General features: G+C 46.7%; 14 protein-coding genes. 7 read left to right on the top strand and 7 right to left on the bottom strand.

Annotation, left to right across the window (positions count from 1 at the left end; translation table 11 throughout):
* Positions 1 to 14 precede the first annotated feature (14 nt).
* The 5 genes from LEPBO_RS0119625 (at position 15) to LEPBO_RS0119605 (ending at position 6,976) form a co-directional block, all read left to right on the top strand.
* Entirely contained in the window at positions 15 to 3,059 is a 3,045-nt protein-coding gene (locus LEPBO_RS0119625) for a plasmid replication protein, CyRepA1 family (RefSeq protein WP_017289274.1), read from the top strand.
* Between the two features lie 136 nt (positions 3,060 to 3,195).
* Positions 3,196 to 3,750, top strand: coding sequence for a hypothetical protein (locus LEPBO_RS0119620; RefSeq protein WP_017289273.1), 555 nt, complete (start codon positions 3,196 to 3,198; stop codon positions 3,748 to 3,750).
* A 141-nt stretch (positions 3,751 to 3,891) separates the two neighbouring features.
* A complete protein-coding gene (gene hpsJ-C, locus LEPBO_RS0119615; RefSeq protein ID WP_017289272.1) occupies positions 3,892 to 4,500 on the top strand; it encodes an HpsJ-like protein, cyanoexosortase C-associated in 609 nt (202 codons plus the stop codon).
* A gap of 2 nt (positions 4,501 to 4,502) precedes the next feature.
* Entirely contained in the window at positions 4,503 to 5,390 is an 888-nt protein-coding gene (gene crtC / locus LEPBO_RS0119610; RefSeq protein WP_017289271.1) for a cyanoexosortase C, read from the top strand.
* Positions 5,384 to 6,976, top strand: coding sequence for a CocE/NonD family hydrolase (locus tag LEPBO_RS0119605; RefSeq protein WP_017289270.1), 1,593 nt, complete (start codon positions 5,384 to 5,386; stop codon positions 6,974 to 6,976). The genes crtC and LEPBO_RS0119605 overlap by 7 nt, the downstream gene beginning before the upstream one ends.
* 8 nt (positions 6,977 to 6,984) lie before the next feature.
* On the opposite strand, the gene LEPBO_RS0119600 is transcribed toward LEPBO_RS0119605, so the two are convergent.
* Genes LEPBO_RS0119600 through LEPBO_RS0119575 form a run of 6 tightly spaced genes read right to left on the bottom strand, consistent with a single transcriptional unit; the run spans position 6,985 to position 12,948 of the window.
* Complete coding sequence (locus tag LEPBO_RS0119600) at positions 6,985 to 8,493, bottom strand: GMC oxidoreductase (protein ID WP_017289269.1); 1,509 nt, start codon at positions 8,491 to 8,493, stop codon at positions 6,985 to 6,987.
* A 12-nt stretch (positions 8,494 to 8,505) separates the two neighbouring features.
* Complete coding sequence (locus LEPBO_RS0119595; RefSeq protein WP_017289268.1) at positions 8,506 to 9,111, bottom strand: cytochrome c oxidase subunit 3; 606 nt, start codon at positions 9,109 to 9,111, stop codon at positions 8,506 to 8,508.
* Between the two features lie 4 nt (positions 9,112 to 9,115).
* Positions 9,116 to 10,831 carry a cytochrome c oxidase subunit I gene (locus LEPBO_RS0119590; RefSeq protein WP_017289267.1) on the bottom strand — a complete coding sequence of 572 codons (1,716 nt, stop codon included), beginning with the start codon at positions 10,829 to 10,831 and terminating at the stop codon, positions 9,116 to 9,118.
* 16 nt (positions 10,832 to 10,847) lie between these two features.
* Positions 10,848 to 11,831: a cytochrome c oxidase subunit II gene (locus tag LEPBO_RS0119585; protein WP_017289266.1), complete on the bottom strand. Its 984-nt coding sequence runs from the start codon at positions 11,829 to 11,831 to the stop codon at positions 10,848 to 10,850.
* Positions 11,832 to 11,848: 17 nt separating this feature from the next.
* Positions 11,849 to 12,451, bottom strand: coding sequence for a DUF2231 domain-containing protein (locus LEPBO_RS0119580; protein WP_017289265.1), 603 nt, complete (start codon positions 12,449 to 12,451; stop codon positions 11,849 to 11,851).
* The gene (locus tag LEPBO_RS0119575) at positions 12,451 to 12,948 is read right to left on the bottom strand and encodes a DUF2231 domain-containing protein (protein ID WP_017289264.1); all 498 of its coding nucleotides are present in this window, start codon (positions 12,946 to 12,948) and stop codon (positions 12,451 to 12,453) included. The genes LEPBO_RS0119580 and LEPBO_RS0119575 overlap by 1 nt, the downstream gene beginning before the upstream one ends.
* A gap of 179 nt (positions 12,949 to 13,127) precedes the next feature.
* Here LEPBO_RS0119575 and LEPBO_RS0119570 point away from each other — a divergent pair, with 179 nt between their 5' ends.
* On the top strand, positions 13,128 to 13,766 hold the full coding sequence (locus tag LEPBO_RS0119570) for a microcompartments protein (RefSeq protein ID WP_017289263.1): 639 nt from the start codon (positions 13,128 to 13,130) through the stop codon (positions 13,764 to 13,766).
* A 15-nt stretch (positions 13,767 to 13,781) separates the two neighbouring features.
* Entirely contained in the window at positions 13,782 to 14,531 is a 750-nt protein-coding gene (locus LEPBO_RS0119565) for a pentapeptide repeat-containing protein (protein WP_017289262.1), read from the top strand.
* On the opposite strand, the gene LEPBO_RS0119560 is transcribed toward LEPBO_RS0119565, so the two are convergent.
* Positions 14,523 to 15,383 carry a WecB/TagA/CpsF family glycosyltransferase gene (locus tag LEPBO_RS0119560; RefSeq protein WP_017289261.1) on the bottom strand — a complete coding sequence of 287 codons (861 nt, stop codon included), beginning with the start codon at positions 15,381 to 15,383 and terminating at the stop codon, positions 14,523 to 14,525. The two genes, LEPBO_RS0119565 and LEPBO_RS0119560, sit on opposite strands and share 9 nt — an antisense overlap.
* Between the last annotated feature and the right edge of the window lie 120 nt (positions 15,384 to 15,503).

The following is a 15,503-nucleotide window of genomic DNA, read 5'->3' as shown; positions in this document are numbered from 1 at the left end:
CAGGAGCAAAACTGATGGTGACTTACCTCAGAATTGCTCCTTCAGGAGCAGCGGCACAGTTGGCTGGCGACCTTCATCCGGATCATGAACAGGAATGGTTAGCAAGCGGAGTCGATCGAGAAATTATTCGCCGCAATGTGCGATCGCTCGAAGATACCGAATGCAATCCCTTTACTCGTGAGGCAGAATACCCGATCGCGGAATTGCTGAATTGGCGGGTGACTCGGTTTGGTAAACAGACACGCGCTTCGATGCGCGGCTGGTGGGTGAGTGGAGTTGATCCGCTCAATCATTGGCAGCGAATGGATTGGGGACGGTTTAAGCCAGACGCGGATACGCCAGTTCTCGACCAGAAAAAGGGCAAACCTGCAAAATATCTCAGTCCAAGTTTGGGCAAAGGCTCTAGCCGATTAGTTCTGCTCGATGTTCCGCCACAGATTTGGCAGAAGATTTCACAGCGGTTTAATGTGCCGATCGCAGATTCGACGAATTTCTGGGAATGGGTTTGGCAAAATAATTTACCGATCGTTCTCACGGAAGGTGAGAAGAAAGCAGGATGTGTGTTGACACTAGGTTATCCCGCGATCGCATTGCCCGGAATTTTTAGTGGTTATCGCCGGGAAACTCGGCAACTCATTGCAGAACTCGCATATTTCGCTAGCAAAGAGCGGTCTGTTCACATCTGTTTTGACTACGAAACGAAACCCAAAACATTACAAAATATTTTTCTTGCAACTTCTCGACTAGGACAACTTTTAACCAATGCTGGCTGTCAAGTTAAAGTTATTACACTGCCAGGCGCTGAAAAAGGCGTTGATGATTTCGTTGTCGCTCGTGGTGCTGATGCATTTACAAACTTATATGAATCAGCGATCGAGCTTGAATTCTGGCAAGCATCCAAACTATGGTCATTAACTTATTCTGCTTCGCTAAAATTAAACCAGCCATTTTTGGGTGATTTGCCTTACCCAGAGTCCGGTTTGGCTTGTATTAAAAGTGCTAAAGGAACAGGCAAAACGACGGCTCTACAGGCATTAATTAAAAAATCAGCCGGAAGAAAAGTTTTAGTCATTACTCACCGGATTCAACTCGGAAAAGCAATTTGTCAAAGTATTGGCATCGATTGGATTGATGATGCTTTGAAATCTGAAAATCAACATAGCTATGGTTTGTGTGTTGATTCATTGCATCCGAATTCGAGAGCACGGTTTAATCCGGCGGATTGGGAAGGCGCGATCGTCATTCTCGATGAAGTCGAGCAAGTGCTTTGGCATGCTTTGAATAGTGCAACTTGCTATCAACAGCGCGTCAGAATTTTAGAAACACTGCGCGAACTCGTTGCAGTTGTGCTCGAAACGGGTGGATTGTTAATTGCTCAAGATGCAGATTTATCTGACGTGAGTATCGATTACCTGCGAGGCTTAGCTGAGAGTGCGATTCAGCCTTGGGTCGTTGTGAATGAGTGGAAGCCTGAACTTGCGTGGAATGTTTCACTCTACGATACAAAAAATCCTGCACCACTTCTCGATCGCTTAGGCACTGTTCTGCAAGAAGAAGGAGCTGTGTTTGTCTGTCTCGATTCTCAAAAAGTTCGCGGGCGCTGGAGTTCTAGAAACTTAGAAACCTATTTGCGCTTACAATTTCCCCAAAAGCGAGTTCTCCGAATCGATAGCGAAACCGTTTCTGATCCAGATCATGCTGCTTATCACATTGCTGAGCGGATTAACGATGTCGTCGGTGATTACGATGTTGTTTTAGCAACTCCAACGATCGGAACTGGCGTATCGATCGACATTCGCAATCATTTCAAAGCGGTATTTGGTATTTTCCAAGGCGTTACACCTGATTCTGAGTCGCGTCAGGCTTTAGCAAGAATTCGTGAATCTGTTCCTCGTTATATTTGGGCAGCTCATTTTGGGCCAGGAAAAATTGGCAATGGTAGCTGTAACTATCGAGATGTTGCGCAATCGTTGACCAAATCAGTTCAGTACAACATTGCATTACTCAAAGACATTGATTTCGATCTCGATGAGCAAAGTGATCCGATCGCACTTCGGACTTGGGCAAAGATGGCAGCACGAGTCAATGCGTCTCTGTGGCGCTATCGTCGAGAGTTTCGCAACGGTTTACTGCTGGAAGGTCATCAAGTCACAACCGTCACAGATGATTTGGAGAAAATCTTCGGACAGTATAACGATCAAATGTCAGGTGAATTACTCGCTGGAACCTTAAAAGTTCCAGGGTTTGAATATCTCCCAGTTCGACATGATGCCCAAGAGTGCGATCGCATTGCTCAAGTCATGTCCGCAATTCGCACACGCAATCAAACCGCAGAAGCGATCGCGGTTTCTGATTCTCCCGAGATCACCGCAGAAGAGTACTACGAACTCAAAGAGCAGGCAAATCAAACGGTTCAGAAACGTCATAGCAGACGCAAACACGAACTACAACGCAAGTACAACGTTGAAACGATCACTCCTGAAATCAAACTCAAAGATGATGATGGATGGTATACCCAATTGCGGTTGTATTACTACCTCACTCACAATCCTGAATATGTGCGTTTACACGATATGCAGGAACTTGAAGATCATCTCGAACGCGGTTACGGAAAGATTTCGATTCAGGATGTCAAACTTTTAACCGCGCAAGTTGAAGCACTACGATCACTGAGAATTCTCGAATTTCTCAAGCCTGAAGAGAAGATTCTTGCTACAGATGACTTAGTTCAATTTGTGGCGAAGACTGCACTAGAGTGCCGTGAAGACATGAAGGCATTGTTTAAGTTCACTGTCACTGAGAAACTTGCTCCGATTGCGATCGTCCAAACCTTGCTTGGCAAGATCGGAGTGAAGCTGACTTGTACAGGTCGAGCCGTTGCACCCGATGGACGACGAGGTGGTTTGCGAATTTACAAGTATTTTCCACCGCAAGACGATCGAGCTTCGATCTTGGCAGAGTGGGAAAAACGAGATATCTCGATGCTGCAAACGTTGATGGAAATTACAGGATGTAATGACTTCTCAGAAGTCGAGGATTGGATTGGGCAGTCGGCTTAAGAAGGATAGGGAGATAGGAGAGATAGGGAGAAAATCAGACATAATGCTTACTCCCCACTCCCCACCCTTTCCACCTACTAGCAAGACAACCAAATACAGGGTATAGTATGTGTGTATCAACTCACTCTCGTCTTCTATGGACAGCAATCAACTTCTGCAAGCGATTCTTGACGAACTGCGCTCCTCTAAACAAAATTTAGGCTTTAGTCATCCTCCAAAGCCGCGCTATATCTACGCGAATCGCCAATACAGTGATTGTCTGTGGTACTTCTGGAACGGTGCAAAATCTGAACACGAACCGATCGAACATCATGCCCTCACCGGAATCATCGAAAAACTTGAAGTCGAAGAGAAAGAATTTCGCGGCAAACCTGACTATAAAGTGAATTTGCACATGCGTGCCGATCGCGCTTATGTCATCCAATCTGGATATGACACTCTGTTCGCCCGTGGCTTAGTGTTTATGCTGTCTAAACTTCCGGTCGAAGCCTTTCGGCAACCGATTACGATCGCGGTTGAAGCTGGAGATACAGAACAAGTTCTATTCTGTCGCATCTACAATCCTGTAACCGGGCAAGCCGTATTTGCACCTTATCCAGAACAAGTCGATTGGAATGCCACGACCCAACGCGCAATTACAAAAATCCGTGAAGCCCACAGCAAAATTAGTGAAGCAGTCTATAAAAACTAGATGAATTCAATATCGAGTCTTAATAAAGTTTGAGTAATTTCCACAAGGTGCTAAAACCCCCTTGTTAGAATTGCGGGTACTTAACCGATCAGGGAATTCGGCGCAGGCTACCACTTGTTCTTTCGCGTCGCAGTCCTCTTTATGGCTCTTACTTCCAAGAAAATCGTGGGTTCCTCGTTGATTGATTCGCCTCGTGCTAAAAAACTTTGTCAGATTGTTGGTCTTGCTTGTCTCATCGCATTCGCAGTCGATTTTTTCGTCATTGTCCTGCCGCCAAATTTTGGATTATCGCAGTGGCGATTAGGAACACTTCAGCAAATTGGCGATCGCAGTATTGTGATTTTGTTCGGAGTCGCATTGCTCATGTATGGTGCTGAGCAGCGGAAAAGGTTGCGATCGCTCGCGTTACTCTGTTTTACGATCGGCATTCTCTTTTTGCTGTCTTGTGCAGTCGTTGCCCAAGATAGTCTAGCGCTACAGCGACAAGCGAATGAGCGAATCAGTGCCCAAGTTTCACAACTCAATTCTAGAATTCAATCCATTCAAGCCAATCCAGAAGCAGCAGCAAAAGTGACTCCTGGACAACTAGAGCAAGCTGCCCAGCGTATCAGTGCTCAAGCAGAATCTGTGAAACAAACTGCAAATAATAGCATTCTGAAAAGTGGGATTCTCAGTATCGGTAATTTAGCTGTGATTGGGACGGCACTCCTCGTTCTCGGACGATATGGGTTGTACCTCTTTAGAAGCTGAGAATGCGCCGAGAATTCTCTCTCTTCAAATCGAGTCTGCGATCGATTCATAACTGGATTCTGCTCGCTGGTGCAACTTTTGGGTTGGGAGTGTATTTTCCAACCTGGCTTTATGGGTGTGCCACAGTCGTGTTGAGCGGAATGCCACACTTAATTCTCAATGTCTTGCTCATTGGTCTTGCAGTTCAGCAACTCAGGCGATCGCGCTCCCCTGTGCTGGACATTCCACCTGAAGATCGTTGGCTTGGAAGTAGCTTAATCTTGGGGGCATTAGGGATTTTCTATCTGTACTATCCCGCTCTGACTCCACAATCTCTAAGCTGCATGATCATCTTAATCGGTGGAGTTTTGAGCTATCAGGGCTGGCAATTTCTCCGAAAGCAGTGGTTGGCGATCGCGCTCTTAATCGCAAGCTTGCACCCGAATCTAATCCGAATCGCGCGGCATCTTTGGCATTTCGCTTTTTCTCCCGAAGCCCTATCGAAATGGATGGCTTGGGGGGGAGGTGGACTACTCAAAGCGATCGGGCAGCCTGTGTCAGTTGAAGAACAATATGTGGTCTTGCCTGCGGGGGTGGTTGAGGTTGCCCAAGGTTGTGATGGCTTTGAGATGGCATTTGTGATGCTGCTAACAGCAATCATTCTCGGCATTGCATTTCGAGTGCGATCGCGGCAAATGACTGCACTGATTGTGATCGGCATTACTTTAGCCTTAGTTCTGAATGTGTGCAGAATTGCTGTCATGGTTTTAGCTGCGGTGTATTGGGGCAAAGATGCGTTTGAGTTTTGGCATGGTACCGTGGGGGGACAAATTTTTTCAGGAATTTTGTTCACGATCTATTACTATGCAACTCAACCACTGTTGAATGCTCAAAAATCCCAATCATGCTGAAACAGACTGTTTCGATGTATACGCGCGATCGCGTGCGCTTAGATGCGGATGTGTACTATCCCGATGCAGAGGGAGAGTTCCCAGTTTTATTAATGCGGCAACCGTATGGACGCGCGATCGCTTCAACAGTTGTGTATGCTCATCCCAGTTGGTATGCGGCTCAGGGTTACATTGTGGTAATTCAGGATGTGCGAGGACGCGGAACTTCGGAGGGAGAATTTAAGCTATTTGAGCATGAGATCGAAGATGGATTTGATACGGTGAATTGGGCAGCAACCTTGCCTCGGAGTAATGGCAAGGTTGGGATGTATGGATTTTCTTATCAAGGCATGACTCAGTTGTATGCTGCTTTGAATCGTCCAGAACCCCTAAAAACCATCTGTCCGGCAATGTTAGCGCCTAATTTACAGCACGACTGGGCGTATGAGAATGGGGCATTTTGTTTATTCGCGAATCTGGGATGGGCGATTCAATTAGCAGCAGAAACGGCTCGATTGAAAGGCGATGAGGTTGCTTTTCTAGAACTATCTCAAGCAGCAAAAAACATGCCTTTGAGCGATCTCATTCCAGCTTATCCAGAGGTGATGCAGAAATATGCACAGTATGATGCTTACTATCAAGATTGGCTCAATTCAGAAGAGGCGTACTGGCAGAAATTGACACCCGATGTCAGTTCGATCGAGCTACCCATGTTGCATATTGGAGGCTGGTTTGATACTTATATGCGAGGCACGTTGCGATCGTATCAAGCTAGCTCTAAAAAGCATCTACAGCATTTGATTGTTGGTGTTTGGGCACATTTGCCTTGGGGGCGGAAAGTAGGTGCAATCGATTATGGAGCTGATGCTGTGAGTTTTTGCGATCGCGCTCAGATTCGCTGGTTTGATCATTTTCTCAAAGGGTCGGAGCTAACTGATCCGCCAGTGCAATTGTTTGAGATGGGAAGTAATCAATGGCGGTCGTTCTCTGAATTTCCGCATAGTTCAGAACAATTGCTTTTCCTCAACAGTAGCGGTCTAGCAGGCATGGACGATCGAGAAGGCAAGTTAACGACGCAACAATCAAATTCAGCGATCGATGTGATTGTGCATGATCCCTGGCGACCTGTTCCAGCTTTGGGAGGGCATGTTGCTTATCCTTGTGGATCGTTTGAGCGTAGCGCGATCGATGCGCGGAGCGATGTTTTAACTTATACGACTGATCCATTAGAAACCGACTTGCACATTGCTGGAGAGATTGTTGTTGAGCTTTATGCTAGTTCAGATGCAGCGAGTTTTGATCTATGTGCAGTGCTATCAGAAGTACAGCCGAATGGCAGTGTAATGAACTTTTCTCAGGGATACTTACGAAGTGAAAATTCTGAGCGAGCGGCTTATCGAATCGTACTGCAACCGACTTGTATTCGGATTCGTCAAGGTAGTGCCATTCGGTTGAGTGTAAGTGGGGCTTGTTTTCCAGCTTATGCTGTCAATGCTGGAATTGGGAAAAAGCCGAAAGATGCAAGAGCGATCGAGTTTCAGATCATCACGATCGAGCTTTATTCAGGAGAATCTTCTCAGATCCGTTTGCCGATTCTGCCTGAATAAATTGAGTCTCATCCTTTGAATCGCTGAATCAAATGATCTCCTACTCGCAACGCATTTGCAATGACGGTAAGACCTGGACTAACGCTGGAGCTAGACGGGAAGAAACTACTATCGACCACATACAGATTATTAACCTCATGAGCGCGGCAATTCAAATTCAGTACAGATTGGGTCGGATCAGACCCAAACCGACAGGTTCCCGCCTGATGAGCCACAACAGAAATGGGCATATCACTGCGGGGATGAGCATTACGGCTAAAGATTGAAGGTCGTGCTGCTTCTACATTTTTCAAGACATCGATCCAGCGATAAACTAAGCGATCGTGTGCCTCAAAGTTATTCACCTTGTACTCAACGCGCAGTTTATCTCCGACAAATCGCACCCGATTGTCTGGATCAGGTAAGTCTTCGGTTTGCAACCACCACCCGATCGAACGGGTTGCTAACTGTCGCAATCCAAAATTGGGTAAAAGGCTTTTAATCGCAGAAAAGATCGGCGGTGCTTCAGAAAAGAGAACATCTCGCAGAATGCCGCCTGAGTTTTGGATATGCCCCATCGGATACGCGAAATCTTTGTCGCCCCAGTAAAAATCATTCACCCCAAGCGTTCTTGGAAATAGCCCAGAGTTCTGTGAAGCCATTAATTGCACAACAACGGATAATTGCTGCTTCATCAAATTACGTCCGACCATGCCGGAGCCATTTGCAATGCCATTCGGATGCTTCTCGTTTGCAGACTTTAAAAGTAATGCAGCAGAGTTAATTGCACCACAAGCGACAACAACAATGTGGCTGAGAAACAGATAGTACTGATCCCCAACTTTCGCCTGCACCCCTTTAATTTCGCTTCCCGATGGATTGGTATGCAGCCAAAGCACTTGCGCCGAAGTCTTCAGCGTCACATTTTCGTATTTCAGAGCAGGAGTGACTCCACTATCTTCGGAATCAGTTCTACCTTGATCGCCCAATCCGAGCGGTAAATAAAAAGGATGCAAGTTTTGCTCAGCAAGCGTTTCGGAAATGCTTTGAATCGGAAAAGGCTCGTGGGCAATTTCTGGAAATGGATAGTCTTCGCGATGAGACGGTTCTGTTGGGTCGTCGCCTGTTTTACCATGCACCTGATAAAGCTTTTCTGCTTCGGTGTAGTAAGGTTCAAAGTCAGCAGCTTTGAGTTCCCACTCAGGAGAAATGCCATTTTGGTGCTGAACTGCTTCAAAATCGCGATCGCGCATTCGCATCAACACACCGTACCAAGTCTTCGTATTTCCCCCAACTCCGTAATTGGTTTGCGGATAAAACGGTTCTCCTGCTTCATCTGTCCAGGATTCAGGCGCATGATATTGCTCGCGTTTGAAGACTTCAAGATCGACTAATTCTGAACTTTCTTTTTCTTGAAAGTCTCCTCGATCGAGAACAAGAATCTTCAGTCCCGTGGGAGCGAGCTTCCGCACTAAGGTTCCGCCACCTGCACCTGTGCCGATAATAATCACATCATAAAGCTGATCATCAATAATCATGGAAATTCCCTCTTATTGCCAAACGTAGATCAGAATGAACAGCACAATCCAAATGACATCGACAAAATGCCAAAACAGCGAGGTTGCTTCGACTCCAAACGAGCCATTGTCATAGTTACCGGGAATAAACGATCGACCGAGCATGAGCGTCTGTAACAACAGCCCGGTCAACACATGAAGTCCGTGAAATCCAGTCAGCAAGTAAAACGTGCCGCCAAACAAACCATCGGTCAGCCCAAACGATAAGCTACTCCATTCCACAGCTTGCCCGTACAGAAAGTAGGCTCCCATTGCCATCGTTGCGATCAAAAATAGGCGAAAGCCCCAGAGTTTTTTATCATGCAAGTATCGCTCAGCCACATAGATGACAAAGCTACTCGACACCAGCACGATCGTGTTAATTCGAGGAGCATCCACATCTAACCCTGTGACTCCCGGCGGATACCAATCTAAAGTCTGGGTTTTGTAAATAATGTAGCCCGCAAAAAAGCTAAGAAAAATTACACTTTCCGACAGTAAGAACACAATAAAGCCGAATTTACTATTTCCCGCTTCATCGTGTTCTTGATGCGATCGCACTTGAGCTTCAACATCTTGGGCAATGGCTCTTTCTGTCATAGCCTTACTCCTGTTCTGTAGAAGATTCAACCAAACCCGGCATCGGATTGATTGAATCTGGATTTGGATTGTTGGCGACTAAAGGTTCAGTCCTACCATAGCCATAAGGTCCTGCAATCACGATCGGGGTTTCTTCAAAGTTCTCAACTGCTGGAGGCGAAGTCGTCAACCACTCTAACCCGTAAGCTCTCCAAGGATTGTCCCCCGCTTTTTCACCCCGAATCCACCCACTGACCATATTGAGAATAAACGGCACAACCGACACACCGAGTAAAAAGCTGCCCAAGCTTGCAATCACATTCCAGTAAGCAAACTCTAGATCATAGGAAGCCACTCGACGCGGCATTCCCATAAATCCAAGCGGATGCATTGGAATAAACGTCAGCGCAATTCCGAGATAGGTCAGAACAAAATGCAGTTTGCCTAAGCCTTCGTAGTACATTCGCCCCGTCATCTTCGGGAACCAGTGATAAAACCCAGCATAGATGCCCATGCCAATCGCCCCATACAACACATAATGGAAGTGGCCCACCACAAAGTAAGTATTGTTGAGGTGAATATCTAAAGGCACTGAACCTAAGAAAATGCCCGTAATTCCGGCAAACACCCAGTTACTAATTCCGCCTAGAGCGAATAGCATCGGTGTCGTAAAGCGGATCTTACCTCCCCAAATAGTGGCAACCCAGCCAAACACTTTAATGCCAGAGGGCACAGCAACCAGCATCGTGGTTACCATGAAAAACATGCGCATCCAGCCTGGAGTCGCACTCGCAAACATATGATGCACCCAGACGAATGCGCTGATAACGGTGATCAAAACCGAGGATGCAGCAATCACGCGATAGCCAAACAATGGCTTACGCGCGTGAACCGGCAGCACTTCTGAGAAGATCCCAAACACAGGAAGTACCATCACATACACCGCAGGATGAGAATAGAACCAGAAGAAATGCTGGTACAAAATCGGATTTCCACCGCGTTCAGGAGCGAAAAAGCTCGTCCCAACCGTGAGATCGAGTAGCAGCATAATTGCGCCGCCTGTCAGTGCCGGGAGTCCATAAAGCTGAATCAATTGCGCAGCTAAAACCGCCCACACAAATGCAGGGGTTTTAAACCAAGTCATTCCGGGAGCACGCATTCTGAAAATCGTCGTCACGAAGTTCACGGCTCCCATAATCGAGGAAACCCCAGAAATCGCAACCGCCAAAAGCCAAAGAAATTGCCCGTTAATCAGATTTCCGGTTGGATTTTGCAAGCTGACGGGCGGATATGCCCACCAACCGGACTGAGACGGTCCTCCCGGAATGAGAAAGCTGACCATCATCAGCACCCCTACGATCGGGATCATCCAAAATGAAACTGCATTCAATCGCGGGAATGCCATATCTCGCGCGCCAATCATCAGAGGCACGAGATAATTTCCTAACCCGACGAGCACTGGAAATGTCCACAAAAACAGCATGACCGAACCATGCATCGTGAACAGTGCATTGTAGACCGTACGATCGACTAAATCTGCTTCTGGGGTAATCAATTCACCCCGCATCACCATTGCGAACAGCCCACCGACTAAGAAAAAGAAGAATGAGGTCGCAATGTACTGAATCCCAATCACTTTGTGATCGGTACTAAACGTAAAAAATCGCTTCCAATTATCCGGTGCGCCTGGATAAGGTTGTCCACGGACGACTTGGGGAGTGTCGATCGAGATATTTGCCATAATTCAATAATCCTCATCAAGTCGCTGGGCTAGTCGGTTCATGCTGGGGTGAATAGTTCACAATCGGTGGCGGTGCAGGCGGTAACGTTGCCCAACCCCGAACAGCAGTTTTGTCTTTGGTTTTCCGTCCTTGGGCTTGTCCGCGCGCATATTCATCTGCGGCTGGATTAAACGCAGGAGCGGGAGTGCGAGTTGCGGCATCAGTTAGCCATTGCTCATAATCCGCTTGAGACTGAACAACCACATCAGCCTGATTCGCAGCAAAGTAAGTTCCACTTAACATCGAATCGCGTAAGCGATACTGTCCGACTCGCACTGGAGTCAATTCAAAGTCAATGTCATGATTTGGAACGACATCTTGCTTAAGCCGAAAGGCAGGAATGTAGAAGCCATGCAGTACGTCGTCAGAATGCAGCGTGAATTTCACTCGTCGATCGATCGGCAAATGCAATTCAGTACTCGTCACATTCTGCTCTGGATATCGAAAGATCCAAGCCCATTGCTTCGCTGTCACATCAATATGCTCGACCGGAGCCGTTTGCAGAGCATTCTGGATCTCTTTTTGAGGCGTATCATCAAATGGCTCGGCATATGCAGCTTCTACAACCTTCGGCATGTGCAGATGCACGAGTTCCATCGGGCCTCGAACGGCCATCTTTTCATACGTTTGATAGCTCGCAAAGGCAAGGCTCAGCACTAAGACCAACGGCACGGCTGTCCAGATGATTTCTAGCCAAGTATTGCCTTCGATCGGAGGCGCATCGCTGAGATCATATTTTGCCGCTCGATGAAAGATCAAAGAATAGACAAAAGGTCCCATCACACCGAGATAGATAAACGTGCCTAAGCCAGTAAACAAGCTAAATAAATCATCAAAGAGCTTCGATTCAGCCGCCGCTTCTGGCGGAAACCAAGAGTAAGACTGTTTTGCGGCCCACAAACTTATGAATGCGATCGCCACAGCATAAATCGTCAGGATAAGGATTGCGCGAAGTTTCATCGTCAGTTTCCTAAGTACTATTGCAAAACCTGATTCGGATTTTCGCCTAGATGGAGTAGTTGATCAGCCGTGACATGAATGCCAAACTCTCCGCCTAAATGCGCACCGAGTGTGCCTTGCAAAAACATCAGCAGAAAGATACCAAGCCCTGCAATTAGATAGCTCCACTGCACCTGCCGCGCCATATCTTTACGCCAGAGAAATCGTTGGTATCCTCTCCAAACCGTCATCCCGACAATGAGCGTCAAGATCAAAATGCCTCCCACACCGTGGAGCACCATTGTTTTTAAAGCCTGCAAACCCCAAGCACTTTTGACATCCGCCAAAGGAACAGCCAATGAAATTTCAAAGTAGCCCGCTACAACCGTAAAAAATGTCACCACAGCGGCTGCAAGCATGTTGTACCAGCCGACATCAAACAGCCCAGAGCGAGTGGCAGGAATCGCTAAGAATTTGAAGATGGACTTCTCAACTGGATAAAATGCGCCAACAATATCAAATGCGATCGCGGCAATAAACAATCCCAAAGTCAGATGCACAAACAGGGGGTGAATCGGTACAACATAGGGCAATCCATTTGCACCGAGGCGACCGAATTGCTCAATTAAGTCTGGATTCATTACAATCCTCCTTCTCGAATTGCATCGACGACCGGAATGCTGTGCAATCCATAGATCCAGACAAGCGCTGTACCTAAATAAGTCTGAATGCAAACGATTAAAAGCGTGAGGACGCTCACGACCATGTAAGCCGTTGGCAATTGCTCTTTTTCACGCAATCGAATCACATACCGCCATCCTGTGACTCCCGCTAAAATTCCCGCGAGCGACCATCCCAGCAAGGTATGTAAATTGAGTGTATCTGCGGCGGCTTGATAAGGTTCTGCGAGACCCGCTTCAATTTGACCGAAAATAATTGCAATAAAAATAGAAACAGTTGCAAAAGCGAGATTCCACCAGGAGACCTCATACAATCGTGTATTTTTTGTAAAATATCCCACAATGTCGCAGAAGAATGCGAAGAAGATCATTGCAAGAACAAAATGAATCACAATCGGGTGAATGGTATCTGGATAAGGTAAATTGTGTTCGTTAAGAGGCGGAAGATATTGAAACACAGATTTTCTAGCTAATAATGAACAGAATCGTCATCGGAGAAATACACCTAGAAAGATAGCGTGACCCGCAATGGGCACGTCTCTGTCGAAAGGAGTAGTCCTAAAGACATAATCATGCTGAATTGAGATCGGGGATTCATCACGCTTTATACTAAGAGAGGACTTTACATTCGTTCACCTTGGGAATTGATCTTCGTAGCTACGTTTATATCGATCGCTTACAGCCGCAACATGCCGCGTATTTGGGAACGGAGTCTTTGGGCTTCTTACCTTTGCCGGGTGATGCATCGCTTTGGATTGAAATTTCGCCGGGGATCGAGATTAACCGGATTATGGATGTCGCGCTGAAAGCGGCGGTTGTTCGTCCTGGGGTGCAAGTCGTAGAGCGATTGTATGGATTAATGGAAATTCATGCCAGCAATCAAGGCGAAGTCAATGCGGCAGGACGAGCCATTTTAGCGGCATTAGATGTGCGTAAGCAGGATTGCCTGAAACCCCGCGTGATCTCGAGTCAGATTATTCGCAATATTGACGCGCATCATACGCAGTTGATTAACCGGACTCGGCGCGGCAATATGATTCTGGCAGGGCAAACCTTGTATGTGTTTGAAGTTGAACCTGCGGCGTATGCGTCGCTGGCGGCAAATGAGGCAGAAAAAGCGGCACTGATTAACATTTTGCAGATCTCAGCCGTGGGAAGTTTTGGACGGCTATATCTGGGCGGTGAAGAACGCGATATTATCGCAGCCTCGAAAGCGGTGATTGAGACGATGGAAAATCTGCCCGGTCGCGAATATTACGACGATCGTAAGGAGTAATCGATCGTGGCGGTGATGACGCAGGTGATGACATTGCAGAGAGGTGCGATCGCGTGGTCAAATTGGCGATCGCGTTATCCAACGCTACAGCCGGATTTAAGTGATGCAGCGTTATCAGGACTAGATTTGCAAAGCGCAGATCTGCGTGGAGTCGATTTCTGTCGCGCCAATTTGACTGAGGCAATTCTCAATCAGTCGGATCTGAGTGGATCTAAGTTCAATAAAGCCCATTTGCATCAAGCGAAATTGATCGGTGCAAAACTGCGACAGGCTGAATTTATTGATGCGAATTTGGTTGAAGTCGATTTTCGGGCAGCGGATTTGACTGAGGCAAATTTAATTGGCTCTGATCTGAAGGGCGCAAATTTGAGTGATACCGATTTGATTCGTGCAAATTTGATTGGCACTGAATTAAGAGGCGCGAGATTGAAGCAGGCGGATCTGATGCAAGCCGAATTGTGTCGAGCCGATCTGAGCAATGCCATTTTACTGGGCGCAAATTTAGCCGATGTGAATTTTGCAGGGGCAAATTTGTTTGAGGCGGAGTTGAGCGGAACGCATTTGTATCGAGCGAATTTTCGGCAGGCAAAATTAGTGCGATCGCATCTGATTGGAGCCTATCTATTTGGGGCGGATTTCACGGATGCAGACTTATCGGGGGCAGATTTGTCTTGGGCAAATCTGAGTAAGGCGAACTTTGCAGGGGCGAATTTGACGCATACAAATCTTCGGGGCGCAATTCTAACGGGCGCGATTTTACCTTAACCGCTTCAATTTTTGTTGCAACAACAGCCAAAAGAAGGGCAAATCGTCGATGAGATATCGTTTCCAAAGCCGTTTCGGCTCAGACATTAAGCGGTAAAACCACTCTAAACCGCGATCGCTGACCCATTCCGGCGCTCTGGGTTTAACGCCTGCCTCAAAATCAATGGAAGCCCCAACCGCCATAAAAATATCAATGTTCGGCAGTTGATCCTTATATTTCGCGATCCAAATCTCTTGTTTCGGTGCGCCGACTCCAATCACCAGCACAGTCGCAGCAGAACGATTGATCAACTCCACGATCGCTTGACATTCCACCTCATCTTTCTCAAACCCAAAAGAAGGCGAATGTGCCGCCACAATAATGTCTCGTCCAATCTTTGCATTGATTCTGACTTGAGCTTGTTTCGCGACACCCTCGGCACCCCCAAGCAGAAAAATGGTGATGTTCGGGTTGTCTTTATGGTGTTCACAGAAAGTCGGGAACAGTTCAGAACCAGAAATCTTCGCCTGCAAAGGTGAGCCTAAGAATTTTGAAGCATATAACACAATCTGACTGTCACAGATTTTGTAATCTGCAACCTCATAGGCTTGTTTGAATTCTGGATCTGTTTGCAGTTTCATTAAATGATCGACGTTCGGCGTGAAGATCACGCCTCTCGTTAATCGATTCAACAATTCAGCTTTTGAGATATTGTCGATTTCTACGTCTAAAATCTCAACTTTCTGCCGAATCTGAGCGCGATTTTCGCGGGTGATTTGCTGGGCAGTAGAAATCAGTACCGACTTACGAAAATCACGATAAAGTTTCTGAACTTCATCGCGACTCACACCTTTCGGATTGGTTTGAGTCATATAAAACAGACGAACGACTTGCTAATTTAATTATTCGCGTCTGCTTTTGTAGCTGAGGACACTACATCAGATTTTTAGATAGAAATCATACAAGCTACACAAATGAACTACAGACGGGCA

The organism is Leptolyngbya boryana PCC 6306 (genome assembly GCF_000353285.1).
Classification (GTDB): domain Bacteria; phylum Cyanobacteriota; class Cyanobacteriia; order Leptolyngbyales; family Leptolyngbyaceae; genus Leptolyngbya; species Leptolyngbya boryana.
Note: the sequence above shows the minus strand (reverse complement) of the source record. Positions and strands in the feature narration are given on the sequence as shown.

Coding starts and splice junctions, on each gene's coding strand:
- LEPBO_RS0119625 (WP_017289274.1), top strand. CDS start 15: ATGGTGACTTACCTCAGAATTGCTCCTTCAGGAGCAGCGGCACAGTTG.
- LEPBO_RS0119620 (WP_017289273.1), top strand. CDS start 3,196: ATGGACAGCAATCAACTTCTGCAAGCGATTCTTGACGAACTGCGCTCC.
- hpsJ-C (WP_017289272.1), top strand. CDS start 3,892: ATGGCTCTTACTTCCAAGAAAATCGTGGGTTCCTCGTTGATTGATTCG.
- crtC (WP_017289271.1), top strand. CDS start 4,503: ATGCGCCGAGAATTCTCTCTCTTCAAATCGAGTCTGCGATCGATTCAT.
- LEPBO_RS0119605 (WP_017289270.1), top strand. CDS start 5,384: ATGCTGAAACAGACTGTTTCGATGTATACGCGCGATCGCGTGCGCTTA.
- LEPBO_RS0119600 (WP_017289269.1), bottom strand. CDS start 8,493: ATGATTATTGATGATCAGCTTTATGATGTGATTATTATCGGCACAGGT.
- LEPBO_RS0119595 (WP_017289268.1), bottom strand. CDS start 9,111: ATGACAGAAAGAGCCATTGCCCAAGATGTTGAAGCTCAAGTGCGATCG.
- LEPBO_RS0119590 (WP_017289267.1), bottom strand. CDS start 10,831: ATGGCAAATATCTCGATCGACACTCCCCAAGTCGTCCGTGGACAACCT.
- LEPBO_RS0119585 (WP_017289266.1), bottom strand. CDS start 11,831: ATGAAACTTCGCGCAATCCTTATCCTGACGATTTATGCTGTGGCGATC.
- LEPBO_RS0119580 (WP_017289265.1), bottom strand. CDS start 12,451: ATGAATCCAGACTTAATTGAGCAATTCGGTCGCCTCGGTGCAAATGGA.
- LEPBO_RS0119565 (WP_017289262.1), top strand. CDS start 13,782: ATGACGCAGGTGATGACATTGCAGAGAGGTGCGATCGCGTGGTCAAAT.
- LEPBO_RS0119560 (WP_017289261.1), bottom strand. CDS start 15,383: ATGACTCAAACCAATCCGAAAGGTGTGAGTCGCGATGAAGTTCAGAAA.